Annotated in this window: 15 protein-coding genes and 2 pseudogenes; 6 read left to right on the forward strand and 11 right to left on the reverse strand. The window is 74.4% G+C overall.

What is annotated here, in order from left to right; translation table 11 throughout:
- Positions 1-184 precede the first annotated feature (184 nt).
- The 10 genes and pseudogenes from ACFWJ4_RS26840 to ACFWJ4_RS26885 all read right to left on the reverse strand — a co-directional run bounded on the left by ACFWJ4_RS26840 (position 185) and on the right by ACFWJ4_RS26885 (position 13,060).
- The gene (locus ACFWJ4_RS26840) at positions 185-1,006 is read right to left on the reverse strand and encodes a lysophospholipid acyltransferase family protein (RefSeq protein WP_380547931.1); all 822 of its coding nucleotides are present in this window, start codon (positions 1,004-1,006) and stop codon (positions 185-187) included.
- Positions 1,003-1,836, reverse strand: coding sequence for a GNAT family N-acetyltransferase (locus ACFWJ4_RS26845; protein WP_380547933.1), 834 nt, complete (start codon positions 1,834-1,836; stop codon positions 1,003-1,005). Before ACFWJ4_RS26845 ends, ACFWJ4_RS26840 begins: the two co-directional genes overlap by 4 nt.
- A gap of 293 nt (positions 1,837-2,129) precedes the next feature.
- Positions 2,130-3,512, reverse strand: coding sequence for a serine hydrolase domain-containing protein (locus ACFWJ4_RS26850; protein ID WP_380547936.1), 1,383 nt, complete (start codon positions 3,510-3,512; stop codon positions 2,130-2,132).
- A 183-nt stretch (positions 3,513-3,695) separates the two neighbouring features.
- On the reverse strand, positions 3,696-5,021 hold the full coding sequence (locus ACFWJ4_RS26855; RefSeq protein WP_380547939.1) for a M1 family metallopeptidase: 1,326 nt from the start codon (positions 5,019-5,021) through the stop codon (positions 3,696-3,698).
- Between the two features lie 47 nt (positions 5,022-5,068).
- A complete protein-coding gene (locus ACFWJ4_RS26860; RefSeq protein WP_380547942.1) occupies positions 5,069-9,034 on the reverse strand; it encodes a Pls/PosA family non-ribosomal peptide synthetase in 3,966 nt (1,321 codons plus the stop codon).
- Between the two features lie 390 nt (positions 9,035-9,424).
- Positions 9,425-10,291 carry an NmrA family NAD(P)-binding protein gene (locus tag ACFWJ4_RS26865; RefSeq protein WP_380547945.1) on the reverse strand — a complete coding sequence of 289 codons (867 nt, stop codon included), beginning with the start codon at positions 10,289-10,291 and terminating at the stop codon, positions 9,425-9,427.
- A complete protein-coding gene (locus ACFWJ4_RS26870) occupies positions 10,288-10,848 on the reverse strand; it encodes a hypothetical protein (RefSeq protein WP_380547948.1) in 561 nt (186 codons plus the stop codon). Before ACFWJ4_RS26870 ends, ACFWJ4_RS26865 begins: the two co-directional genes overlap by 4 nt.
- 115 nt (positions 10,849-10,963) lie before the next feature.
- Complete coding sequence (locus ACFWJ4_RS26875; protein WP_380547951.1) at positions 10,964-11,485, reverse strand: MarR family winged helix-turn-helix transcriptional regulator; 522 nt, start codon at positions 11,483-11,485, stop codon at positions 10,964-10,966.
- A 57-nt stretch (positions 11,486-11,542) separates the two neighbouring features.
- Positions 11,543-12,353, reverse strand: a pseudogene (locus ACFWJ4_RS26880) (FAD-dependent monooxygenase); the annotation flags it as partial.
- 32 nt (positions 12,354-12,385) lie between these two features.
- Positions 12,386-13,060, reverse strand: a complete 675-nt coding sequence (locus ACFWJ4_RS26885; RefSeq protein WP_380547954.1) for a TetR/AcrR family transcriptional regulator C-terminal domain-containing protein — start codon at positions 13,058-13,060, stop codon at positions 12,386-12,388.
- A gap of 480 nt (positions 13,061-13,540) precedes the next feature.
- Here ACFWJ4_RS26885 and ACFWJ4_RS26890 point away from each other — a divergent pair, with 480 nt between their 5' ends.
- The 3 genes and pseudogenes from ACFWJ4_RS26890 to ACFWJ4_RS26900 all read left to right on the forward strand — a co-directional run bounded on the left by ACFWJ4_RS26890 (position 13,541) and on the right by ACFWJ4_RS26900 (position 17,151).
- Entirely contained in the window at positions 13,541-15,160 is a 1,620-nt protein-coding gene (locus ACFWJ4_RS26890) for an alpha/beta hydrolase (RefSeq protein ID WP_380547956.1), read from the forward strand.
- A 355-nt stretch (positions 15,161-15,515) separates the two neighbouring features.
- A pseudogene (locus ACFWJ4_RS26895) lies at positions 15,516-16,076 on the forward strand (FAD-binding protein); the annotation flags it as partial.
- A 931-nt stretch (positions 16,077-17,007) separates the two neighbouring features.
- On the forward strand, positions 17,008-17,151 hold the full coding sequence (locus tag ACFWJ4_RS26900; protein ID WP_380548009.1) for a BBE domain-containing protein: 144 nt from the start codon (positions 17,008-17,010) through the stop codon (positions 17,149-17,151).
- A 150-nt stretch (positions 17,152-17,301) separates the two neighbouring features.
- Here ACFWJ4_RS26900 and ACFWJ4_RS26905 read toward each other — a convergent pair whose 3' ends face one another.
- Positions 17,302-18,036 (reverse strand): ABC transporter ATP-binding protein, encoded by a 735-nt coding sequence (locus ACFWJ4_RS26905; protein ID WP_380547959.1) that lies wholly within the window; start codon positions 18,034-18,036, stop codon positions 17,302-17,304.
- 419 nt (positions 18,037-18,455) lie between these two features.
- Between ACFWJ4_RS26905 and ACFWJ4_RS26910 the strand changes: the two genes are divergently transcribed.
- The 3 genes from ACFWJ4_RS26910 (at position 18,456) to ACFWJ4_RS26920 (ending at position 25,820) form a co-directional block, all read left to right on the forward strand.
- Positions 18,456-21,806 carry an FtsX-like permease family protein gene (locus tag ACFWJ4_RS26910; protein ID WP_380547961.1) on the forward strand — a complete coding sequence of 1,117 codons (3,351 nt, stop codon included), beginning with the start codon at positions 18,456-18,458 and terminating at the stop codon, positions 21,804-21,806.
- Positions 21,803-24,649 (forward strand): hypothetical protein, encoded by a 2,847-nt coding sequence (locus ACFWJ4_RS26915; protein ID WP_380547963.1) that lies wholly within the window; start codon positions 21,803-21,805, stop codon positions 24,647-24,649. The genes ACFWJ4_RS26910 and ACFWJ4_RS26915 overlap by 4 nt, the downstream gene beginning before the upstream one ends.
- A 184-nt stretch (positions 24,650-24,833) precedes the next feature.
- Positions 24,834-25,820, forward strand: a complete 987-nt coding sequence (locus ACFWJ4_RS26920; protein WP_359903773.1) for an ABC transporter ATP-binding protein — start codon at positions 24,834-24,836, stop codon at positions 25,818-25,820.
- Positions 25,821-25,913: the final 93 nt, after the last annotated feature.

Consider the following 25,913-nt stretch of genomic DNA (forward strand, 5'->3'; position numbering starts at 1 on the left):
CCCCGCCCCCCACCCCCCCCCCCCCGCGCGGCCCGTCCCAACCCCCCCCCGGCCGCCCTCCCCCCCGGGCCGGGGGCCCCGGCCCCAGGCCCGCTCCGCCTGATCGGCGATCCGGTCGGCGGCCCGGCCGGGCGCACGGCACGCCCGGACACGCCCGTCGCACGGCCGCCGCACCGGCGGCCCGTCAGCGGATGCCCTCGATCGCCGCCTGCGCCCTGCGGGCCAGCTCGCGCCGGGCGCCCGCCCGGGCGGGCTGCGGGCCGGGCGGCGCCATCGGCGGCAGGAAGGTCACGTCGGCGACCAGCCCGCGGGCCGCGACCACCCGGGCGAGCGAGGTGAGCAGCCCGTCGTCCCCGATGAAGGCGGGCACGCTGGTCGGCCGCCCGTCCGCCAGCCGGTAGCGGATCGTCACCGGCTGCACGTCGGCGCCCGCCTCCACCGCCGCCTGGAACAGGGCGGGCCGGAACCGGCCGCTCTCCCGCCCGCACCAGGTCGACCCCTCCGGGAAGACGATCACCGGTTGCCCGGAGCGCAGCACCCCGGCCACCGCGGCGACGGTGTCCGGCAGCGTCCGCAGCCGGTCGCGGTCCAGGAAGACGGTGCCGCACCCGGCGATCAGCGGGCCGAGCACCGGCCACTGCCGGACCTCGGTCTTGGCCAGCGACCGGCCCGGCCGACCGGCGGCGAGCAGCGGTATGTCCAGCCAGGACACGTGGTTGGCCACCACCAGCACCCCGCCGTCCGCGCCGGGACCCGGTCCGTCGGGCCCGGCGAGGTGGACGGTCACCCCGAGGGCGCGCAGCACCGTCCGCGCCCAGAGCCGGACCAGCAGGATCCGGGCGCGGTACGGGAACAGCCGGACCGGCAGGCCGAGCACGACCCCCGCCAGCACGGCGGTCAGACAGGCCGCCAGCCGCAGCGCCCGCCGGGGGTGGGAGACCTCCGGCGAGGCCTCGGCCAGGCAGGTCTCTGGCCGGCAGGTCGCCGTGGGCAGCCAGACGCTCATGACGAGGCGCCCGAGGCGGGTACGCCGGACAGGAAGTGCCGCAGGTAGCGCGGGTCGGTGCGCTCCAGCGACAGCAGCACGTACAGGTCGGCGCAGTCGAAGTCCGGGTCGTACGCGGGCTCGCCGCAGACCCAGGCGCCCAGCCGCAGGTAGCCGCGGAGCAGGGCCGGCAGCGCGCCCCGCTCGGCGCGCGCCACCCCGGTGGCGTCCCAGCGGCGGTGCGGGGTGACCCGGTACTCCTCGGGCGCCAGGTGCTTGGCGCTGACGGTGTCCCAGACCCGGGCCGCGGTGGCGCCGCCGTCCGCCAGCTCGATCGAGCAGCAGCCGCCGACCCAGGTGTTGCCGGTGTCGGCCAGGTAGCGCGCGATGCCGCCCCACATCAGGTTGATGACGGCGCCGTTGCCCCGGTGGTCCGGCCGGATGCAGGAGCGCCCGAGCTCGACCAGGCCGGGGCGCACCGGCGCGAGCGCGGAGAGGTCGAACTCCCCGTCGGAGTACAGCCGGCCGGCCCGGCGGGCGGCCTCGGGCCGCAGCAGCCGGTAGGTGCCGACGACGGCGCCCTGCTCGCCCTCGCGGACCAGCAGGTGGTCGCAGTACTCGTCGAACGGGTCGACGTCCAGGCCCTCGACCGGGCTGTGCAGCACCGCGCCCAGCTCGGCGCCGAAGACCTGGTGACGCAGCCGCTGGGCGGCGCGCACGTCGTCCTCGTCGCGGGCGAGGGAGACGGTGTACGCGGCCGGGGCGGCGGGCCGGGGGCGGGGCGCGGGGACCGCCCGGGCGTCGTGGGTGGGGGCGACTGCGGACGGAGCGTACGTGGGGACGGTGGTCATGGCGGACCCTCCAGGGCAGCACGATCGGCGGTGCCGTGGATCACCAGGGCACCGTCCCGGTCCGCAGGCGGTTGGGCATGGACGCGAACCGGTCCCCGTATGTCTCTCCGAGCCGGTTGGCATTTATGTTGCGGCCCGGCGGAGCGCAGATGTGCACCTGTTGAATGGGAACACCCGTGGCCCGGCGGTCACTTGTCCGGCACTCGGCGCTCGCCCGCCGGGGGTGGACAACTCCCGCCGCAGGGGCGTACGGCCGCACCGCACGCCCCTGCGGCACGATCGCCGGGCGAGGCTCAGAACGTCCGCCAGCCCTCCGGGTCGACCCCGCCCGGGACGGCGCCGGCCGGGCCGTACGGCTCACGGGTGTATGCGAAGGAGCCGATGTCGAGGTGGCTGACCGTGCCGTCGGGGTGGCGGACCACCCGCAGGGTCTCGCCCGCGAAGTAGTTCTCCACGCCGGTCCAGGTGCCGTCCGGTTCGGGCCGGAAGCGCGAGCCCCGGCCGGCGGCGGTGAGCGGGGTGAGCTCCAGCACCCGCCCGGGCCGCAGCCGCAGGGCGGCCGGCGCGGCGCCCCAGTACCAGGGGCCGGTCAGCTCCAGCGGTTCCGCGTCCACCTCGGGCAGCGGGCGCCACGGTTCGGGCAGCCGGGGCTCCAGTTCGGCGGTGAGCGCGATCAGCTGGGCCGCCAGGGACGAGGCGCTGGCGGCTCCGCTGGTGGCGTTGGAGAGGGCGTAGGCGGCCAGGCCGTCGGCCTCGCTGATCCACAGGCCCGCCGTGAAGCCGGGCATCGAGCCGGTGTGCCCGTACAGCAACCGGCCCTCGTGGCGGCGCAGTTGCAGGCCGAGGCCGTAGCCGCTGGTCCACTCGGCGTCGTCCGGGGCGACGGCCGGGCAGCGCATCTCGGCGAGGGAGTCGGCGGACAGCACCTTGTCGTCGCCGGCCGTCAGGAAGGCCGCCCAGCGGGCCAGGTCGGCGACGGTGGACCAGAGTTGACCGGCCGGGCCCATCAGGCCGGTGTCGGTGAGCGGCTCGGGCAGCAGGACGTCGGCCCAGGGATGGACGGCGAAGCCCCCGGCGTGCGGGTGCTCGGGCAGCAGCGTGGTGCGGTCCATGCCGAGCGGGGCCAGCACCTCGCGGCGCAGCACCTCGCCCCAGGGCTCGCCGCGCAGCTTCGCCACCAGCGCGCCGAGCAGCGCGTAGCCGGGGTTGGAGTAGTGGTGCACCCGCCCGGCCGGGTGCTTCAGCGGCCGTTCGGCCTCCAGGAGGTCGCCGAGGCCCGGCCGCAGCGAGCCCTCGGTCCGCTCCCACCAGGGGCCGGGGGTCTCGGCGGTCAGGCCGGAGGAGTGCGCGAGCAGCTGGGCGACGGTCGCCTCGTCGGCGGGCGTGCCGGGCAGGTGGCGGGAGAGCGGGTCGGCGAGGTCGAGCAGGCCCTCGTCGCGCAGCCGCAGCACCAGCACGGCGACGAAGGTCTTGGTGAGCGAACCGATGCGGTACTGGACGTCCGGGGTGGGGGCGTGCCCGTCGACCATGCTGCGGGCTCCGCTCCACACCGGCTGCCCGTCGCGCATCACCCCGGCGACCATCGAGGGCGTGCGACCCTCGGCCTGGGCGACGGCGAGCCGGTGCAGCAGCGCGCGGCGGGTGGCGGGCAGCAGCTCGGCGGGCAGGTCGGTCATGTGGGCTTCTGGACTCATCGACATGTGCACGGACAGTAGCCCAGCCCGGGCCCGGGGCCGACCGATTAATCCGGTCCAGGCCCGGCCCAGGCCCAGCCCAGGCCCCAGCCCAGGCCCCAGCCCAGGCCCCGGCCCACGCCCCGGCCGCGGGCGAACCGCGCGGCGCCGGGCCGGGTGGAGCGCTCAGTCCGGCAGCGGCGGCAGTTCCGGCCGCTCCAGCCAGGCCTCGAAGAGCGGGCCGAGCGGAGCGGTGGTGTACCGGGCGGCGTGGGCACGCAGGTCGGAGGTGGCGACCACGCCGTGCCGGTTGGCGCCCGTCCAGTCCCGCAGCATCGCGAAGAACGCGTCCTCGCCGAGCGTTCGCCGCAGCGCGTGCACCACCAGTCCGCCGCGCTGGTAGAGCCGGTCGTCGAACATCAGCTTCCGGCCCGGGTCGTCGAGCCGGAGGTCCTGCGGCAGCCCGGCCAGCAGCCGGTGCGCGGCGGCGGCGTGGACGGCCGCGCCCGGGCCGCCGGCGTGTTCGGACCAGAGCCACTCCGCGTACTTGGCGAAGCCCTCGTTGAGCCAGATGTGCCGCCAGTCGGCGATCGTGACGCTGTTGCCGAACCACTGGTGGGCCAGCTCGTGCGCGATCAGCCGTTCGTGCTCCCAGCCGGCACCGAGGTGGTTGGTGCCGAAGGTGGCGACGCCCTGCGCCTCCACCGGGACGTCCAGCTCCTCGTCCGCGATCACCACGGAGTACTCGCCGAACGGGTACGGGCCGAAGACCTCGCCGAAGTACGCCGTCATCTCCGGCTGCCGGGCGAAGTCCCGGGCGAACGCGGCGGCCAGCCGCTCCGGGACGTAGCCGGTCTGCGGCACCGCCGGTCGCACCGCCAGCGGCACCGGCCGGTAGTGCCCGATCGACACCGTCACCAGGTACGTCGGGGTGGGCGCGCTTTGCTCGTACACCCAGGTGGTGCTGGACGCCCTGGTGGTGCGGGTCAGCAGCCGGCCGCTCGCCACCACCGTGAACGGGGACGGCGTGGTGACGGCCAGCTGGTAGGTGGCCTTGTCGGCGGGCCGGTCGTTGCACGGGAACCAGGACGGTGCGCCGACCGGCTGGCTCGCCACCAGCGCGCCCTCGGTCAGCTCCTCCCAGCCCAGGCCGCCCCACGGGCTGCGCACCGGGCGCGGGTTGCCGGTGTAGTGCACCTCGACGGTGAACGCGGCGCCCGGTGCGAGCGCCCTGGCCGGGCGGATCCGCAGCTTGCCGCCGCGGTGGGTGTAGCGGGCGGCCCGGCCGTCGACCAGCACCCGGCCGATCCGGAACTCGGCGAGGTCGAGCGCGAACTCCGTCAGCGCCGTGTCCGCCACCGCGCTCAGCCGGGCCGAGCCGGCCAGCCGGTTGGGGCCTGGCCGGTAGTCCAGCGCCAGCTCGTAGCGGTGCACCCGGTAGCGGTGGTCGCCGCTGTTCGGGAAGTACGGGTCCGGGGCACCGGCGGCCGCGGGGACGTGCTTGGGCTTCACGGGGGCGTGCGCTTCCTGCGGGCCGGGACGGGGGGACGGGGAGGTGGTCACGACGTGGTCTGCCACGCCTCGATCGGGTTGCCCAGCCACCGCGTGTCGGCGGGGACGGACTCGGCGCGCATCACCAGCGAGGCCGGGCCCAGCGTGCTGCGCGCGCCCACCGTGCTGCCGGGCAGCACGATGCCGCCCGGGCCCAGGGTGGCGCCCTCGCGGAGGACCACAGTATCCATCCGCATGATCCGGTCGTGGAAGAGGTGTGTCTGCACCACGCAGCCGCGGTTGATGGTGACCCCGTCGCCGAGGGTGACCAGGTCCGCCTCCGGCAGCCAGTAGCTCTCGCACCAGACGCCGTGCCCGACGTGCGCGCCGAGCGAGCGCAGCCACAGGTTCAGCACCGGGGTGCCGGGCACCGCGCCGACCAGCCACGGCACGGCCAGCATCTCCACGAAGGTGTCCGCCAGCTCGTTGCGCCACACGAAGCCGCTCCACAGCGGGTGCTCCACCGCGCGGAACCGCCCGACCAGCAGCCACTTGGCCGCCACCGCGACCGCGCAGGCCACCGCGCCGGCCGCCAGCAGGACCAGGCCGGACAGCAGCGCGGCGGTCAGCGGCGAGCCGGCCGCCAGCCAGGACAGCGCCGCCACGGTCAGCAGACCCAGCGCCGCCGAGGCCAGGACCGGCACCAGCCGGCCCACCTCGACCAGCCCGCGCGCCCACAGCAGCCGCGCCGGCGGCTCGTAGGTCAGGCTCTGGTCGGCCTGGTCCGCCGAGCGCGGCAGCCGCATCGGCGGCATGCCCAGGTACGACCCGCCCTTCTTCGCCTTCGCCGGCGTCGCCGACAGCACGCCCACCAGGCCGCGCTTGGGCACCGAGCGGCCCGGCGCGGTCATCCCCGAGTTGCCGAGGAACGCCCGCTCGCCGACCTTCGCCTCGCCGAGCCGCACCCAGCCTCCGCCCAGCTCGTACGGGGCCATCAGGGTGTCGTCGGCCAGGAACGCGCCGTCGCCGACCGTGGTCAGGCTGGGCAGCGCCAGCACCGTGGACACCTCCGCGCCCCGGCCGACCCGCATCCCGAGGGCGCGCAGCCACAGCGGCGTGACCAGTCCGGCGTAGAGCGGGAACAGCACCTCGCGGGCCCGGTCCATCAGCTGGGTGACGGTCCACGCCTGCCAGCCCACCCGGCCGTGCAGCGGGTGCGTCCCGGGCACCAGGCCGATGCTCAGCAGCCGGACCAGCACCACCAGCTGCGCCGCGTACATCGCGCCGAACGCCAGTGTGGCGGGCAGCAGCCCGAGCAGCGCGCCGCCGAGCGCCGGGCCGAGGGCCGCGCCCTGGTCGACGAAGCGGGAGAGCACGGCCAGCGCGGCGAGCGAGGGCAGCACCGGGAGCAGGCCGAGCACGGCACCGCTGGCGCCGTACAGCGAGGCCCAGCGGGCCCGGCGGGCCGGGCGGTCCTTGGGCCAGGTGCGCTCGGCGCGGCCCAGCTTGACGGCGGGCGCGCCGCCCCAGCGCTGGCCGGTCGGCACCTGGCCGGTGACGCTGGAGCCGGCCGCCACCTGGGCGCGCTTGCCGACCCGGGCGCCGGGCAGCAGGGTCGAGCGGGTGCCGACCACGGCACCGGAACCGATCTTGACCTGGCCGATCAGCAGCCGGTCGCCGTCCAGCCAGTAGCCGCACAGGTCCACCTCGGCCTCGACCGCGCAGCCGCGGCCCAGCTTCAGCATCCCGGTGACCGGCGGCAGCGAGTGCAGGTCCACCTCGGGCGCCACCTTGGCGCCCAGCACCCGGGCGTAGCGCACCAGCCAGGCGCCGGACAGCGAGTCCGCGCCGCTCAGCTCGGTGAGTCGCTCGGCGGTCCACAGCCGCAGGTGGACCGAGCCGCCGCGCGGGTGGCTGCCCGGGCGCACGCCGCGCAGCAGCAGTCGGGCGCCGCCCGCCGCGAGGGCCAGCCGGCCCGGCGGGGTGTACAGCGCGAGCGCGCCCGCGCCGACCCACCACCACGAGGCGGTTGGGGCCCACGGGAAGTCGCCGAGGTGGGTGAGGAGGTTCCCGGCGGCCAGCAGGGCGACCGTCCAGCGCAGGCCGACCACGGTGAACAGCGGGACCAGCAGGAACAGCTGGAGCAGCTTGGCCCTGGTCGGCACCAGGGCGACGGTGCGGGCCTCGGTGCTCTCGCCGGCGGTGCGCTCCAGGTGCCGGGCGAGCTTGCGCAGCGTCGGGTGCTGGTAGATGTCCAGCACCGCCGCGCTCGGGTAGCGGGTGCGCAGCAGGGTGGTCAGCCGGGCGGCGGCCAGGCTGCCGCCGCCGATCGCGAAGAAGTCGTCGCGCGGGCCGCCGACCCGGACGCCGAGGATCTCCGACCACTGCTCGGCCAGCCAGGCCTCGGTGCCGTACAGCTCCTCGCCCGGGCCGGCGCTCTCCAGCTCCGGCAGCGGCCAGGGCAGGGCGTTGCGGTCGACCTTGCCGGAGGTCCGGGTGGGCAGGGTCTCGACGGTCGCCAGCAGCGGCACGAGGGCGGCCGGCAGCTCGGCGCGCAGCCGTTCGACGGCCTGCTCGCGGTCGAAGCCGTCCTGGACCACCAGGTAGCCGACCAGCAGCTGGTTGCCGCCGCGCGCGGTCCGCACGGCGGCCGCCGCGCCCGCCACACCGGGCAGGGCCTGCAGGGCCGCGTCGACCTCGCCGAGCTCGATCCGGCGGCCGCCCAGCTTGATCTGCTCGTCGGTGCGGCCGAGGAAGAGCAGACCGGCCGGGTCGGCCTGGACCAGGTCACCGCTGCGGTAGGCGCGATCCCAGCCCAGCGAGGGCAGCGGCGCGTACTTCTCGGCGTCCTTCTCCGGGTCGAGGTAGCGGGCCAGGCCCACGCCGCCGATCACCAGCTGTCCGGTGCCGCCGGGGGCGACCGGCTCACCGGCCTCGTCCACCACGGCGAGGTCCCAGCCGTCCAGCGGCAGGCCGATCCGCACCGGGCCCTCGCCGGTCAGCAGGGCGGCGCAGGCGACCACGGTGGCCTCGGTGGGGCCGTAGGTGTTCCACACCTCGCGGCCCTCGGTGACCAGGCGCTGCACCAGCTCGGGCGGGCAGGCCTCGCCGCCGAAGATCAGCAGCCGCACCTCGTTGAGCGCCTCGGCAGGCCACAGCGCGGCCAGGGTCGGGACGGTGGAGACCACGGTGATCTCCTGCTCGGCCAGCCAGGGGCCGAGGTCGGCGCCGCTGCGCACCTGGGAGCGGGGGACCGGCACCAGGCAGGCGCCGTGCCGCCAGGCCAGCCACATCTCCTCGCAGGAGGCGTCGAAGGCGACCGAGAGGCCGGCCATCACCCGGTCACCGGGGCCGATCGGCTCCTCCTGGAGGAAGAGCGCGGCCTCGGCGTCCACGAAGGCGGCGGCGTTGTGGTGGGTGACGGCCACGCCCTTGGGCTTGCCGGTCGACCCGGAGGTGAAGATGATCCAGGCGTCGTCGGCCGGGGTGGGGCGGCGTTCCAGGGCGGGAGCGCGCTCGCCGGTGGTCGCCAGGCCGCGGTCGGCGCCGAGCACGGCGGCGACGGCGGCCTCGCCGAAGACCAGCTCGGCGCGCTCGTCCGGGTCCTCGGCGTCCACCGGGACGTAGGCGGCGCCGGCGGCGAGCACCGCGAGGATCGAGACGTAGAGGTCGTTGGTGCCGGAGGGCACGCGCACGCCCACCCGGTCGCCAGGGCCGATCCCGACGGCGGCCAGCCGGCGGCGCAGCTGCTCGACCTCGGCGGCCAGCGCGCGGTAGCTGAGCACGGTGTGCCCGTCGTCCAGGGCGGGCTCGTCGGGGTGGGCGCGCACGGTGGCGTCCAGCACGTCGACCAGGGTGCGCGGGGCGGCGGCCGGGCGGCCGGGGAACAGGGCGCGTGCCTGCTGGGGCTGGGGCTGGGGCTGGGGCTGCGGCTCTGGTTCCGGGTCCGGCTGCGGTGGTGCGGGCGGTGCGGCCTGGGTGGGCTGCCGCGGTGGCGTGGCGTACTGCTCAGGGTGGCTCGGTTCAGCTGTCATGGCAGCCGTGCGCTCCTCGTCCTCGCCCCGTTCCGACCGATGCCCGGCCCCTGGGGCGGTGGGAGCACCACCTGATCGGGTGACCCCACTCCGGGGCCGGAGCGGACAACCTGACCGATGGTAGTCCCGGGGCGGCGAGCGGACAGGAGCGGACACTCGGCCCAACTGGCGCCCAAATGGCCGAATCTGACAGAAAGTCAGTCAATAACTGACGCCTCTTGATGTGGAAGTGATGAGGCGTCAGCAGAATTGACGGATCGTCAGGTCGATTTTCCGACCGTGATCCATGCCACAGCGATTCCTGCTCCCTTCGGGTGGCGGGAGGCGGCGGGCCGGGTTTCCCGGGCCGATTTCTCCGGTCCGGGCCCGGCCCGCCGTCCTGCCCGGTGGTCAGCGGAACCGGTGCAGGTTCTCGCCGAGGAAGGCCTCCAGGGTACGCGGGGCGCGTCCGGTGAGGCCAAGGAAGGAGCCGTCCGGGGTCTCCTTGCGGACCACCGCGAGCTGCTGGATCTCCACCACGTGGGTGGCGAGCCAGGGCGGCATCCCGGCCCGGCCGACCAGGTGGGCGTGCAGGTCGGACGGGCTCAGGTCGAGGTACCGGACCGGCCGGCCGAGCAGCTCGCCCAGCAGTGCGGTGAGCTCCGGGTAGCTGTAGGCCCGCCCGCCGGTGAGCGGGTAGGTGCCGCCGGCCAGCTCGGGACGGGTGAGCACCTCGGCCGCGGCGTCCCCGATGTCCCGGGCGTCCACGTAGTTGCACCGCGCCTGGCCCATCGCGCCGTGCACCACCCCGGCGGCGGCGATGCCGGGCGCCAGGAGCAGCAGCTTCTGCATGAACGCGTACGGCCGCAGGACGGTGGTGGTGATGCCGCAGGAGCGCAGCCGCTCCTCGATCAGGTGGTGGCCGCGCGAGACGGCGACGGGGGAGTCCGGCTCGGCGGCGGGCGCGGAGACCTTGACGATGTGCTCCACGCCGCAGTCCACCGCGGCCTCGATCGCGTTCAGCTCGTACTGGACCTGCTGCGGACCGTTGGCCATGGTGAGAAAGAGCTGGTGCGCACCGCGGAACGCCGTACGCAGGGAGGCCGGGTCGGCGGCGTCGGCCGGGAGGGTGGCGGTCCGGGCGAGCGTGTGCTCGTCGAGGGCGGCGGCCAACCGGGCGGGGTCGCGGCTGAGGGCGCGGCTCGGTGCGCCGAGGGCGGCGAGGCTGCGCAGGGTGGCGCCGCCGGTGGCGCCACCGGCGCCCATGATGACGATCATGACGTCTGCCTTTCGGGAAGGGGTGCGATTCCGGGGTGGAGTGCGGTTTCGGGCTGGGACGCGGTTTCGGGTCGGGGCGCGTTTCCGGCTGGGGGTGCGGCGGGGAGCCGGTGCTGCGCCGTGCGGGCCGGGCGGCTGCCGCGCCAGTGCCAGGTGGTGATGGTGGCGGCGATCGCCGAGGAGACCGGCAGGTCGATCGGCAGCCGGCGCGGCCAGGGGCTGTGGGCGAGGGCCGGGAGGTGCGGCAGCCAGCGGGCGGCGGCGAGGCCGACCGCCAGGCCGAGGGCGGCGGCGACCAGGCCGAGGGCGGCGGCCGCGAGCGGGCGAGGGGTCCGGGCGGGCCGGGCGCGGACGGGGCGGCGGCGCAGCGCGGCGCCGAGTGCGGCGGCCACCAGGGCGGAGGTGCCGCCGATGGTGGTGAGCGCGGCGGCCACCAGCTGCGGCTGGCCGGTGACGGCTCCGCCGGTCCCGGCCATGGCGGCGGGCATGACGTAGGCGACCAGGACCTCGCGCCACAGGACGAAGGGCGGGGGAGCGCCCGGGGCCTTCTTGCTCATGGGGTCGGTTCTTCCTCTCGCTTTTGGTTAGGTGCCTAAGTATTTGTGCTTAGGTGCCTAACTATTGGGGCTGAAGGGAGGCGGACCGCCATTCGGCGGCCCGCCGGGGGGTGGATCAGTCCTCGGTGAGTGCGTCCATGCCCGCGACCACCCGGGCCAGCAGGTCCAGGAAAGTGGCGCGCTCCTCGACGGAGAGGTCCCTGACCAGTGCCTGCATCCGGGTGAAGTGCGCGGGGGCCAGCTCCCGCAGCTTGTCGGCGCCCCGCGCGGTGAGGATCACCACGTTGCCGCGGCCGTCCTCGGCGGACGGCCGGCGGGCCACCAGGCCCTCCCGCTCCAGGCCGTCGACCAGGCCCGTCACGGTCGCCCGGGAGACGCCGAGACTCGCCGCGAGCTGGGAGGGCGACTTCTCGCCGCCCTGGTCCTCCAGGTCCGCCAGCAGTCGGTAGCGGCCGGTGGAGAGGCCGAAACGGCCGAAGTGCACCTCGCCGGCCTGGCCGATCCTGGCGCCCGCCGCCATCAGCCGGGCCGCGACCAGGATCGCCTGCGGGTCGGCCGCGAGGCCGTAGCGGGCGATCTGGCGGCGGGCCTGATCGAGGCTGGGGGCCGTGGGGCCACCCTCGGGGTGCTGGGTCACAAGAAGTAATATGGTGCCTAACCTGATTCCCGGTCAAGTCGAACCACGGACTGATGCCTAGGCAGCACGGGGAGCGATCCTGGGCGGCGTCCAGTCGGCGTGCCGCAGGACGGTCCGGACCATCGCGCCGGGCGGGGTGAGCCGGATCGCGGCGTTGCGCAGGCCGACCGCCGGCGGGTGGGCGAGCTGCTGGCCCATCCGGCCGGCCCGGCGGGCATCGCGGGCCACGGTCTGGCTGCGCGGGCGGCGGGCCGCGTCGTAACGCGCGAGCGCGCCCTCGACCGTCCGGGTCCCGGTGAGCGCCGCCGCCAGGGTCACCGCGTCCTCCAGTGCCTGGCAGGCGCCCTGGCCGAGGTGTGGCGTCATGGGCGTGCGCCGCGTCGCCGAGCAGCGCGATCCGGCCCGATACGTAGGACGGCAGCGGCGTGGCCAGCTCGTTGACGTCGTGGTGCAGTACCGCCTCCGGCCGGGTCGCGGCCAGCAGCGAGGGGATCGGCTCGTGCCAGTGTGCGAAGCGGCGGCGGACCTCGGTCAGCGGGTCCCGGTAGCGGACCCCGGCCGGGGCGTTCAGGACCGCGTGCCACTCGGCGGTGCCGTCCGGGAAGGCGATGTGGCCGAACTCGGCGCCGTGGCCCCAGGTCAGCTCGAAGTCGGCCTTCAGGCCGTCGACCGGACGCTCGGTGATCGCCCGCAGCACCGTCGAACCGCTGTAGGCGGCGCCAGGGTGGTCAGGGAAGAGGCGGCGCCGGAGACGGCTGTTGACGCCGTCGGCCGCCACCAGGAGGTCGGCCTCCAGTGTCGTGCCGCCGAAGCCGGCCCGGACCCGGAACGGCCGGGTGGTGTCCACCTCCGTCACCTCGGAGCCGACGGCGGGGGCGAGTCCGGCGGTCCGTCGTCCGATCAGGAATCGGGCCCGTGCGGGTGCCTCAGCTCGGAGGCGTAGCCGGCGAGCAGGATGCGCAGCGTGCGGTGGAAGCACTGCTCGGAGTCGAGTCCCTCTCCGGTGGCGAAGGCCTGCGCGAGGTGGGGGTAGACCTCCTGGTCCAGGGCGGCGAACTGTTCGGGCCGGAGCTCGGTGCACTCGTGGTGGGGCGTCTCGCCGACCTCGCCCAGCGTGTGTCCGATGGTCCACCGGACGACGGAGTTGAGCGCGTCGAGCGCGTCTCCGAGTGGGACGCCGTCCTTGTGGAGCACGGCGATGCCGCGCTCCAGCAGGGCGAGGGCGACCGGCGTGGCGACCGGGCGGGTGGCCAGCACGGTGAGTATGGCCGGATGGTCGAGCAGTAGTCGGCGCAGCTCGACGGCGAAGTCCCGGACCGCCTCCGTCCACGGGCCGCCGGGCTCGCCGAACAGGCTTCCCGCCGACAACTCCAGCAGGCGCTCCACCATGCCGTCGAGCAGGGCCGTCCTGCTGGGGACGTAGTAGTAGAGCGTCATCCCCTCGACGCCGAGCGCCGCACCGAGCTTGCGGTTGGAGAGCGCGGCGAGGCCGTGCTCGTCCACGTAGGCGAGTGCGGCGTCGATGACCTTCTCGCGGGTCAGCCCCGTCCGTGGGCGGGTGCGCCGGGTCGGCATCGGTTCCTCCTTCACCTCAATGGGCTCCACCGGGGCTGTGCGGCCCGGGCCTTGACGAGTCTTGCAGTGCAAGAGAACCACACTCGACGTCAGCTTCTTGCGCTGCAAGAAGTCTCTGGGGAGGGTGTCGTGCAGCTTGTCGTCGTCGTGGTCCGCAGGCTCAACGAGGACGTGGAGTGCGGAGGGTTCCGCAGGGCGTGGATCCGGGAGGGCCCGTCGCGGCCGGTCGCACAATAGCGGCGCTCCGAGGGAGGCGGTCGCCCGGGGTATCCGGGCCTCTGCTCGGCCCCGCCGAAGCCGGGCCGACCGACGACTTCGAGTGACATGACATCAGGTCAATCAACCGTCAAGTTGGTTCATTCACAGAATATTTCGCGAGGCGTTCTGTGTCGGGTGGATGATTTACGCCGCTCTAAGGTCTTCCCACGGAGATCTCCGGCTGACAGGCTGGGGCCGCCCTTTCAGTACGGAGGAGGTTCCTTGTCCCGCATATCCACGCTGGCCGGAGCGGTCACCTGCGCTCTCGCACTTGTCACCGGCACCGCCGTCGCCGCGTCGGCGGCGCCCATCGACCAGGCCCCGGGCCTGGCCGAGGCGAAGGTCGACCCTGTCGCCTGGACGCCGTGCAACCCCGACCCGACCAAGCCGGACCCCGGCATCTACGACTGCGCCGTTTACCCCGTGCCGCTGGACTACGACAACCCGAAGGGTGAGAAGGTCGGCATCGCCATGATGCGGCGGCGGGCGAGCGACCCGTCGAAGCGGATCGGCTCGCTGTTCCTCAACCCCGGCGGCCCGGGCGGCAGTGGTTACCTGTGGGCGACGACCGCCCGTTTCGGTGCCGAGGTGCAGTCGAAGTTCGACCTGGTCGGCTTCGACCCGCGCGGTGTGGCCCGGAGCAACCCGCTCAAGTGCTTCAAGACCCAGGAGGACGCCGACGCGGTCACCAACCGCATGGTCGGCGTGCCGGTCACCAAGGCCGAGATCAACGAGACGCTCGACGCGGACCAGGACTACACCGACGCCTGCAGCAAGAACGCCGGCCCGCTGATCGAGCACATGTCGACCATCAACGTGGTGCGCGACCTGGACCGGATGCGCCGCGCCGTCGGTGACTCCCAGCTCACCTTCGCCGGGTTCTCCTACGGCACCCTGATCGGTTCGACGTACGCCAACATGTACCCGAACAAGGTGCGCGCGATCATCGTCGACGGCAACGTCGACCCGGACCTGCGCCTGCACAACGGCCTGGAGTACGACCGCCAGCGGGCGAACGGCTTCGAGATCGCCCTGGACGAGTTCCTCAAGCGCTGCCAGGCCGCCGGCGCCCCGCGCTGCGCCTTCGGCGATGGCGACACCCGGGCCAAGTTCGACCAGCTCCGCGACCACCTGCGGACCAGCCCGATCACGCTGCCGAACGGCTCCAAGGTGACCCTGAGCACCTTCACCGGGGAGGTGGCCAGCGCCCTGTACTCGCAGGCCAAGCTGGCCCCGCTGGCCAAGTCGCTCCAGGCGGCCTACCAGGTCTTCCAGAAGCCGGCCGCGACCGCCCTGCTGGCCCCGCAGGCGAACGTCTCGGACGAGGACGCCAACCTGCTCTCGGTGGACGTCCCGCGGGCGGCCCTGCGGGAGGCCCCGGTCGACTCCGAGTACACCGCGGACGACTCCTACCTGGCCGTCAACTGCCAGGACAAGCCGTACCCCTCCAACGACCGGGTGTTCGCGAACGCGGCCAAGGCCTGGGAGAAGGACATGCCGACCTTCGGTCGCTACCAGGCCTTCGACGCGCCGGCGTGCGCGAGCTGGCCGGCCCCGGCCCGGGACGCCGAGCGCTTCTCCGGCCCGTGGAACAAGAAGACCTCCAACACCGTGATGGTGATCGGCAACCTCTACGACCCGGCCACCCAGTACAAGTTCGCCCAGCGGATGCAGCAGGAGCTGAGCAACGCGGTGCTGGTCAGCGTCGACTCGATCGAGCACTGCGCCGTGGGCCGCAGCAAGGCGCTGAACCAGCTGGTCACCCGCTACCTGGTGGACGGCACCGCGCCGGCGGCCGGCCAGCTGCTGAAGCCGGACGCGGAGATCTTCCCGGCGGTCTGACGGAACGGCCCCCGGTGACCCGGGGGAGGAGTTGACGGTCGTGGTGGTCGGCGGTGCTGCCGGCCACCACGATCGTGCTTTACGGGCGATTTCCCGGAGCGCCCGGAAGGCCCGGTGAATGCGGCAGTGGATCGTCATCGAACCTCCGGTGGAGCGGATTCCTGCGAGTTGTCGGCGACCGTAGCCCATGCCACTGACAATCGGGTTCCGGCGCGACGGCGAAGGTCATGGCCGGTAAGACCCACGGAACATGACGTACTGTCACACTATTCAATAACCAATTCCCGCGCCCGGGTATCCGTGTTAGCGTGCGGGCCGCCGACTTCTCTCTAACTCGGGAAAGTGAGGGCGGGCCATGCAGGACGAATTCTCCCGACGGGGTTTCCTGGGCGGTGCCGGCGCGGCGGCCGCCGGGATCACCGTCGGTTCCACGGGCGCGGCGGCAGGAGCGGCGGCGGCCGGGGACGCGCACCGGGAGCTGCCGCAGGGGCGGTCGGTGCTGCCGGGCGATCCCCGGTACCTGACCCTCGCCCAGGGCTTCAACCAGCGGTGGAGCAGCACCCCCGCGTACATCCGGCTGGTGGGCAACGAGGCGGACGCGGTCGCCGAGCTGAACCGCGCGCTGGACGCCGGGCTACGGCCGACGGTCCGCGGCGGCGGGCACTGCTACGAGGGTTTCGTCGACAACGACGGGGGCGTCATCCTCGACCTCGGCACGATGCGCGGCGTCGCCGCCTCGACCGACAAGTTCGGCCGGCCCACGTACGGCGTCGAGGGCGGCGCGACCAACTGGGACGTCTGCACCACGCTGTTCCGCGAGTACGCCGTCGCCCTGCCCGCCGGGTCCTGCTACTCGGTCGGCGCGGGCGGGCACGTCTGCGGCGGCGGGTACGGCCTGCTCTCCCGACGGCACGGGCTCACCGTGGACCACCTCGTCCAGGTCGACGTGGTCACCGTCCGGGGCGGCCGCGCGGTGGTGACGCAGGCGCACCGCGAGGACGCGCGGGGCTCGCCCGAGCAGGACCTCTTCTGGGCCCACGCCGGCGGCGGGGGCGGGAACTTCGGGGTGGTGCTGCGGTACCACTTCGCCTCGGACGTACCCCGGCCGCCGCCCCGGGTCTGGCTGAGCAGCGTGGCCTGGCCCTGGGCCGAACTGCTCGCCCGGCCCGAGGACTTCGAGATCCTGGTGGCCAACTTCGGCGCCTTCATGGCCGAGCACAGCGGCCCGCGGGAGCCGGTGTACCAGGGGCTGTTCGCGATCCTCAAGCTCACCCACCACTCCAATGGGAACGTCGTCCTGTTCAGCCAGTGGGACGGCGAGGACCCGGGCCCGCTCGACGCGTTCGTGGCGGCGGTCGAACGGGGGATGACGACGCGATCGACGGTGCAGAACCGGGCGGCCGGCGGGCTGTTCCTGCCCTACCCGGACAAGCGGCGCCAGATGCCCTGGTTCCAGGCGACCATGACGCTCAACCCCTCGGGCGACAACCAGCGCGGCAAGTACAAGTCGGCCTACCATCGGGAGCCGTTCGCACCGGAGCAGATCGCCGCCTTCCGGGACTGGCTGGTGCGCGACGTCGAGGGGGCGGACCTCTCGAACACGCTGGTCCAGATCGACTCCTACGGTTGCCGGATCAACACCCGCCGTCCCGAGGAGACGGCCGTCCCGCAGCGCGACTCGATCATGAAGCTGCAGTATCCAGACGTACTGGACGGACCCGGCCGAGGACGAGAAGCACCTGGCCTACCTGAGCGGGCTGTACCGCGACGTCTACCGGGGGACGGGCGGAGTCCCGGAGGTCGACACCGCGACGGACGGCGCCTACGTCAACTACCCGGACAACGACCTGGGCACCGCCGACCAGCCCGACCCTGCCTACCCGCGCCTCTATTACAAGGGCAACTATCCACGGCTGCAGCGCACCAAGGCCCACTGGGACGGGAAGGAGGTGTTCCACCACGCCCAATCCATCATCCCGGCCGTGCCCTGAGCAGTGGGCCCAGAGCCCAGAGCCCAGAGTCCTGAGCCCAGAGCCTTGAGCGCTGAGCCCGAACGCCGGTGCTCGAACCCCGGTGCCCCGGAGGCGTGGGGAGGCGCCCCCGCATCCCCACGCCCGTGACACGACCCGGGGCCCGCTCCGCTAGGCGGCCCGCTCCGTCTCCTCCTCGACGATCCGTCCGTCCCGGACCTCGATCACCCGGTCGGCGAGCCCCATCAGCGTCGGGTCGTGGGTGGCGACCAGCACCGTGACGCCCTCGCTGCGCACCACCGCGCGCAGCAGTTCCATGATCGAGCGGCCGGTCTCGGAGTCCAGCTGACCGGTGGGCTCGTCGGCGATGATCAGGCTGGGCTCGTTGGCCAGCGCACGGGCGATGGCGACGCGCTGCTGCTGGCCGCCGGAGAGCTCGCCGGGGCGCTGGTTGGCGTGGTCGGCGAGCCCGACCAGGGCGAGCAGGGTGTGGGCGCGCTCCTCGCGTTCGGCGGCCGGGGCCTTGCGCAGTCGCATGGGCACGCCGACGTTCTCGGCGGCGGTGAGCATCGGGATCAGCCCGAAGGACTGGAAGACGAAGCCGATCCGCTCCCGCCGCAGGGCGAGTCGACCGTCCTCGTCCAGCCCGGCGAGGTCGATGCCGTCCAGCGCGATGCTGCCGCCGGTCGGCGTGTCCAGGCCGCCGACCAGGTTGAGCAGGGTGGTCTTGCCGGAGCCGGACCGGCCCTTGAGCGCGGCCAGTTCTCCGCGGCCGACGGTGAACGACACGCCGCGCAGGGCGTGCACGGTCCGCTCGCCGGTGCCGAAGCTGCGGCGGAGATCGGTCACGGCCACCATCGGCTGGGTGGTGGCGGTGTCGGCGGTGGCGGCCTGATGCTGCGTCATGCGGCGTCCCCCCTGTGGGCGTGGCGGCCCGGTTGTAGCCGGGTCCCGTCCGGGTCTACGGATATGTCTGCTCCGGTGGTTCACCTTCCCGGGCGGGAATCCGAGAAGAGGGCGTCCCGGGTCAAAAGGGCGCGTCGAAGCCGGAGTTGTGAAGTGTGCATGGCATTCAACTGGGGGCATCCCCGGCCGGGATGCTATCAATGAAAGGAATTTGCTCACTGGTTACTTGATTCGCGCAAGTCCCTTCCGTTCCTGGATCGAATCTGACAGCATCGTCCGCTATCCGGCGACCGATTGCCGGTGGTCAATGCGCCGGTGCGCTCGCGATGTGTCCGTCTGTGGCCGATTTGTACTCGGGCCGGATCGATGAGCGGGGCCCGGGGATGCAACCGGGGACGTAAATCCGGGGGAGGAACTTGATGCTCGGCTTCGTCGTGCGCCGACTGCGCGGGCGAGTGCCGCTGGCTGCCGCTGTCCTGTTTGCGGTGCTGATCACCACGTCTGTGCTGACCGCCTTGGTGGCCTTCAACAGCAGCGTCGGTGAGGCCGGCCTGCGGCAGGCGCTCCAAGGGCCCGGTCACGCCCGGACGACGGTGGCGGTGACCGGTGAGCACGGGCTCGACCAGCGGTCCAAGGACGAGGCGGCGCTCGCCGCCTACCGGCAGAAGCTCTTCGGAGACCTGCCCGTCCACACCGACAGCCTGACGCGCAGCCGTTCCTACAGCCTGCCGGTCTCCGGCGTCGCTGCTGACGGCACGCCCGCGACCGGCACGCCCGCGACCGGCACGCCCGCGACCGGCACGCCCGCGACCGGCACGCCCGCGACGGGCAGCGGCGCGGGCAGCGCCCCCGGCGCCCCGCTCGACCTCACGGTCCTCGCCGACCTCGACCGCGGCCGGGTCCAACTGGTGGCCGGCGCCTGGCCGGGTGCCGCCACCGCCCCGGTGCAGTCCGCCGCCCCGGAGGCGGCCGTCCCGCAGAGCCTGCTGCGCCGGCTCGGTCTGACCGAGCAGGCCCTGCCCGCCGAGGTCCGGCTCGTCGACCGGAACGACGGCAAGCCGCTGACCGTCCGGATCACCGGCGTCTACCGGGCCACCGACCCGACCGCCCCGTACTGGCGGATCGACCCGGTCGGCGGCCACGAGATCGAGGTCGGCGGCTTCACCACCTTCGGCCCGATGATGGTCGACCGGAGCGCCTTCGCCACGGCCGGCCTGGTCCAGGGCGGCGTCGGCTGGTCGCTGGACGCCGACTTCTCCGGCGCCGACCGGGCCGCCGCGCAGGCCGTCGGCAACCGCGCCCAGCACCTCTCCGAGGAGCTGCGCGGCACCGCCTCGCTCGGCGCGACCACCGACCTGCCGGACATCATGCGCGAGCTGTCCGACAGCATGGTGGTCGCCCGGTCCACCCTGCTGATCGGCGCCCTCCAGCTGGCGGTGCTCGCCGCGGCGGCCCTGCTGCTGGTCGTCCACCTGATCGCCGCGCGGCAGGAGTCCGAGAACGAGATCCTCGCCGCGCGCGGCGCCTCGGCCTTCAGGCTCGGTTCCTTCACCGCCCTGGAGTCGCTGCTGCTGGCCCTGCCCGCAGCGGTCTTCGCACCACTGCTGACCCCGTTCCTGGTCCGCGCGCTGGCCGGCCTCGGCAGCTCCCGCCAGGTCGCCCTGGACACCGGCATCAGCTGGTCGCTCTGGCCGGTGGCCGTGATCTGCGCGTTCGCCTGCATCCTGCTGGCCACCGTGCCCAGCGTGGTGCGCGGCGTCGGTGCCGCGCTGCGCCGCCGGGCCGGACGCCGTCAGGCCGTGGTCTCCGGCGTCGCCCGCAACGGCGGCGACCTCGCCGTGCTCGCCCTGGCCGTGCTCGCCTACCAGCAGCTCGACCAGTACGGCGGCGGGCTGTCCCCCGACTCCACCGGCCGGCTCGACGTGGACCTGCTGCTGGTCGCCACCCCGACCCTCGCACTGTGCGCAGGGACGCTGGTGGTGCTGCGGCTGCTCCCGCTCGTCGCCCGGCTCGGCGCCCGCGCGGCGGCCCGCGGCCGCGGCCTCGGGCCCGCCATGGTCGGCTGGCAGCTGGCCCGCCGGCCCGGCCGCGCCACTGGACCCGTCCTGCTGCTCGTCATGGCCGTGGCCACCGGTGTCCTGGCGCTCGGTCAGCACGCCACCTGGACCTCCTCCCAGCGCGACCAGGCCGCCTTCGCCACCGGCGGAGGCCTGCGCATCTCCGGTTCGCACAACGCGCCGATGGGCCAGGGCGGCCGCTACGGCAGCCTGCCCGGCGGCGACCGGCTGGTCGCGGTGGTGCGCGACGAGCAGCCGCTGCAGGGCGGCGCCGGCCAGCTGCTGGCCGTGGACGCCGCCGCCTTCGCGGACCGTGTCCCGGTCCGCTCCGACCTGCTCGACGGCCACACCGGCAAGGAGGTCTTCGGCACGCTCGCGGCCCCGGCCCCCGTCGGCATCCCGCTGCCCGGTTCCCCGCTGCGGATCGACGCCGACATCGCGGTGAGCCAGCAGGACCAGGCCAAGTGGATCAGCAGTGCGGTCCACTCCGAGGTCCGGCTGCTGCTGCGCGACCGCTTCGGCCTGGTCCACAAGGTCCCGTTCGGCGATCTCCCGCTGAAGGGCGATGTCCGCTCCTCGATCCGGCTCGACGCGCTGGTCGACGCCCCGGTGGGCTCGGTCGCCGCCCCGCTGACCGTGGTCGGCGCGACCGTCGCCTTCAGCGACCGCAGCGACGGCGAGGTCGCGGTGCGGAACCTGGCCGTCGCGCAGACCGCCGACGGACCGTCCACCGCCGTCCCGGTGCCGGCCGGCACCGGGTGGAACATCAAGCCCCCGGCCTCCCGCAACGCCTCGGACAACTCGCCGGTGGCCGCGCTCGCCTCCGAGGCGGCCGCCGCCGACAACCTGTTCACGGTCCGCTACCACTCCGCCCGCGGCATCGGCGATTCCGTGCGCGCCGTGCTGCTCCCGTCCGGCCCTGCCCAGCCCGCCGCCGTCAACGGTGTCGCCACCCGCGACTACCTGAAGGCCGTCGGAGCCTCGGTCGGCGACACCCTCCAGGTGCCGCTCAGCGGAGTCGTCGTCCCGGTCAAGGTGACCGGCGCGATCGAGGCCATGCCGGTGGCCGGCCGGCGGGCGCTGGTGATGGACCTCGCCTCGGCCGCCCGGATGCTGTCCGCCCAGGACCGCAACCTGCCGACCCGCACCGAGTGGTGGCTGCCCGCCACCGGGCCGGGCGACCGCGCCCCGGCCGAGGCCGCCGCCGCCCTGCGCGCCGCTCCCGGAAGCCAGGACCTCGCGCTCTACGACGAGGTCTCCGACGGGCTCCTCGGCGACCCGGTCGGCGCCGCCCCGCAGAGCGCGCTGATGGCCATCGCGATCGTCACCGCCGTGCTCGCCGCGATCGGCTTCGCCGCCGCGGTGGCCGGCTCCGCGCACGAGCGCTCCCGGGACTCCGCGCTGCTGCTCGCCCTGGGCGCCCCGCGCAAGCAGGTCACCCGCACCGTCGCCGCCGAGAACGCGGTGCTGGTCGGCCTCGGCGGGATCGTCGGCCTCGCCCTGGGCGCCCTGCTCGTCCGGCTGATCGTGCCCTTCGTGGTGCTGACCCCGGCCGCCCGCCGCCCGGTGCCCGAGGCCCTGGTCGAGCTGCCGTACGGTCAGGCGCTGCTGTTCGCGGCCGCGATCGCCGCCGTTCCGCTGCTGTCGGCCTTCCTGCTCGGGCGCCGGCGTCGAGACGTGGCTTCCCGGCTGCGCCACGTGGAGGAGATGTGACCATCAAGGCCGGCACCACCGTGCCCACCCCCGCGCCGGGGCCCGCGTCCGGGCCCGGGCGCGCCCACCGGCCCGCGCCCTGGGTCCGCACCCGGCTGCGCGCGATGCCGCTGGCCGCGCTGCTCACGGCGGCCCTCGCCTTCGTCACCGTGTTCCTGGCGGCGGCCTTCCCGCGCGTCGCGGACCGGAGCGCGGACACCGCGCTCCAGGAGTTCACCCGAAGCCTGGGCACCGGCGTCACCAACCTGGAGTTCACCGCCGAAACGGGCCGCGCGGACACCGGGGCGGACCTGGACGCCATCCAGCGGAAGCTGGGCGAGCGGATCGGACGGGACCTCCCGCTGGGTTCGTCGGCCCAGGCCTACGGCACCCGGGTCAAGACCGGGCGTCAGATGTTCAACCCGGGGTACACCCGGCTCTCCGAAAGAGCCACCCCGGCGCTCGGCCTGTACTACCTGCACGGACTCGCCGACCGGGCGACCCTGACCGCGGGCACCTGGCCGGGCCCCGCCCCGGCCGACGGCCCGCTGCCGATCGTGCTGAGCCAGCAGGCCGCCGAGGCCGTCAACATCAAGGTCGGCGACGTCATCGAGAGCGGCACCGACGGACCCGTCGCGCTGCGCAGCACCGTGGTCGGCCTCTACCGGGTCAACGATCCCCAGGACCCGTTCTGGGAGGGGCTCGGCTGTCCGGCCAGGGCCTGCCTGGGCCTCAAGGGCGATGACGCCTGGTACTGGACCAGCGGCTTCGTCGACGGCGGCAGCCTGACCGCGCTGGCCCGCTGGGGTTCGAGCGGCCAGAACTTCTGGCGGCTGCCCGTCGACCCCGACGCACTGCACGCCGACCAGCTCGACCGGACCCGCGCGACACTCGCCTCGTACATGGCCGGCCCCGGCATGACCGCACTGATCGACTCGACCCTCCGGGCCGACCTGCACGCCACCTCGCTGATGCCGGACGTCCTCGCCCGGGCCGCCGACCGCTACCAGGCCGCCGGCCCGCTGGGCGCCATCGGGCCCGCCGGGGTCGCCGGCGTCGCGGTCGTGGTGCTCTGTCTGGCCGCGGCGCTCAGCACGGACCGGCGCACCGCCGAGATCCGCTTGCTCCAGGCCCGCGGCGGCTCGCGCGGCGGAGTGCTGCTGCGACTGCTCGCCGAGGGCGCGGTGACGGTGTTGCCCGCCGCCGTGCTCGGCACGGCCATCGCGCTGGTGCTGCTGCCCACTTCGCGCTGGGGTAACTCGGTGGTGCTCGCACTCGCTGTGACCCTGTTCGCGATCCTGGCCTTCCCGGCCCGGGCCGCGCTGCTCTGGGCGCGTCCGCGGGCGGCCGGCGGCTGGCGCCGGGTGATCGGCGAGCTCGCCGTGCTGGCCGTCACCGCCGCCGCCGTGGCCGAGGTCCGCCGTCGCGGCGTCGGCCACCCGGGCAGTGCGGTGGACCCGCTGCTGGTGGCCGCCCCGCTGCTGCTCGCCGTCTCCGGCGGCCTGCTGCTGGCCCGGATCGAGCCGGTCGTGGTCGGCTGGCTGGCGGCACTGGCCGGCCGCGGCCGCGGACTGGTCGGCTTCCTCGGTCTGGTCCGGGCCGCCCGCGACAACTCGGGGCGCCGCCGGCCCTCCGCACTGCCGCTGCTCGCCCTGCTGATCGCCGTCACGGCCACCGGCTTCGGCGCCACCGTGCTCACCGCGGTGGACCAGTCCCGCACCCGTGCCGCGCGCATCACCACCGGTGGCGACGTGTCCGTCAGCGTCCCGGTCTACGCGACCCTGCCGGAGGCCTTCACCAAGGCGGCCGGCGAACTGCCCGGCGTCCGGGCCGCCACCGGCGCCTGGATCGAGGAGCGGGCCACCTTCATCGGCGGCGACCGGGGCACCACCGACGCCATCCTGGTGGTGGTCGAGCCCGACGCCTACGCGGAGATCTCCCGCACGGCCGGGGTCGGCCAGTACGACCCGGCTGTCCTGGCCGCCGCTCCGGGCGGCAAGGACAGCCCGGTGCCCGCGCTGTTCAGTCGGGATCTGGCCGAGCGACTGGCCACGGGCGCGCCGCAGGTGCGCACGCCCGGCGGCAGCCAGATGGCCACCACCGTCGCCGGGGTCGTCACCGCCACGCCCGCCCTGCCGGACCCCGGCAAGCCGTTCGTGGTGGTGCCGGCCGGCCCCGCCACGGAGCACCTGCCGGAGCTCAAGCGGGCGACCAAGGTGAACAAGTGGTTCGCGGTCGGCGACGTCGACCCGGTCCGGGTCCGCGCCCTGCTGATCGAGAGCGGCATCGGCGGCGGCGCGAATCTGGGGAAGCACGCCAAACTGGTCAACGAGGAGGCCAAGGCGGCGGGGAAGACCTCCGGTGGCCTGCCCCCCGGCTACGCGGTGCACAGCAGCCGCGACAAGATCGCCGAGCTGGCCGCCGACCCGGTGCAGCACGCGGCCGGACGGCTGTTCTGGTACTCGGGCCTCGCCGCCGCCGGGTTCGCCCTGCTGGCCGTGCTGCTGACGCTGCTGCGGGCCGCGCCGGACCGCACGGCGGTGCTCGCCCGGCTGCGCACCATGGGCCTGCGGCCCAGGCAGGGCCTGGCACTGATCGTCGCCGAGTCGCTGCCGCAGACCCTGGCGGCGGCCGTCGGCGGCGGCCTGGTCGCCCTGGCCGCGGTCGCCCTGCTCGGGGGCGCCTTCGACCTCTCGGCCCTGGTCGGAGCCACGGTCGCCGACACCCTGGCCCCGGCGGTGATGCCGGTGCTGCTGCCCACCGTCGGTCTGACCCTGGTGGTCTGCCTCGGTGTGGTGCTGGAGACGCTGGTCGCCGGCCGGCGCCAGATTGCCACCGAACTGCGCGCGGGGGAGCGGCAATGAGGCCGGGAACGGTGGCGGCCGCGAGCGCGGCCGTGCGGCCGGAGACAGCGGCGGCCGGCGGCGCGGCGGGAAGGCCGCGACCGGCGGCCGGGAGCGGTGAACGGGCCGTGACAGCGGCGCGGGTCGCCGGGACAGTGGAGAGCGGTGCGATGAAGCAGACAGTCGAGACAGGAGACGAGCGGTGATGAGCACTCCCCAGGAGCGGACGGTCGTCGAGGCCCCCAGCCTCCAGGAGCTCCAGCAGCGGGCCCTCGCCGCCGCCTCGCCCAAGGCGTACGGCGAGGGATCGGCCATCGTCTGCGACCGGCTGGTCCGGATCTTCAGCGCTGAGGGGGTCGAGGTCCAGGCGCTCCAGGGCCTGGAACTGACCATCCGCCAGGGCGACCTGGTCGCCCTGGTCGGCGCCTCGGGCAGTGGCAAGTCCACCCTGCTCACCATCCTCGCCGGGCTGGACGTGCCGACCGCCGGCACCGCCACCGTGGCCGGCTGCGACCTGCTGGAGATGTCGGTCAAGGAGCGGCTGCGCTACCGGCGCGAGGTGGTCGGCTTCATCTGGCAGCAGACCGCCCGCAACCTGCTGCCCTTTCTCACCGCCGCCGAGAACATCGCGCTGCCGATGCAGCTGCGCGGCCGCCGTTCCGGCGCCGGCGGGGCGAAGCAGCAGGCGGTCCGGGTGGCCGAGCTGATGGAGGCACTGGAGATCGGCGAGCTCGCCCACCGCAAGCCCAACGAGCTCTCCGGCGGCCAGCAGCAGCGGGTGGCGATCGCGGTGGCGATGGCCAACAACCCGCCGGTGCTGCTCGCCGACGAGCCCACCGGCGAGCTGGACTCGGAGACGGCCGGGATCATCTTCGAGTCCTTCCGCACCGTCAACCGCGAACTGGGCGCCACCGTCGTGATCGTCACCCACGACCCGATGGTCGCGGGCGAGGTCCGCCGCACGGTCGCGATCCGGGACGGGCGGACCGCCAGCGAGGTGCTGCGCCGCACCGTGACGGACGAGCACGGCGAGGAGTCGGTGAACGAGCGCGAGTACGTGATGCTGGACCGCAGCGGCCGGGTGCAGCTGCCGGTCAAGTTCCTGGAGTCGCTCGGCATGGAGCACCGGGTGGCGGTCGACCTCGCGGCCGACCACATCGAGGTCCGGCCGGACGACATCGCGGGGCACTGACCCGGGAGCGCGTTGCAGACGGGGGGCGCGCATTGATCGGAGCGCGCCCACCCGGAGCGCGTTGCTGACCGGAGCGCGCCCACCCGGAACACA

Origin of the sequence: Kitasatospora sp. NPDC127067 (assembly GCF_042724755.1) — a bacterium.
In the GTDB taxonomy this organism is placed as follows: Bacteria; Actinomycetota; Actinomycetes; order Streptomycetales; family Streptomycetaceae; genus Kitasatospora; species Kitasatospora lactacystinica.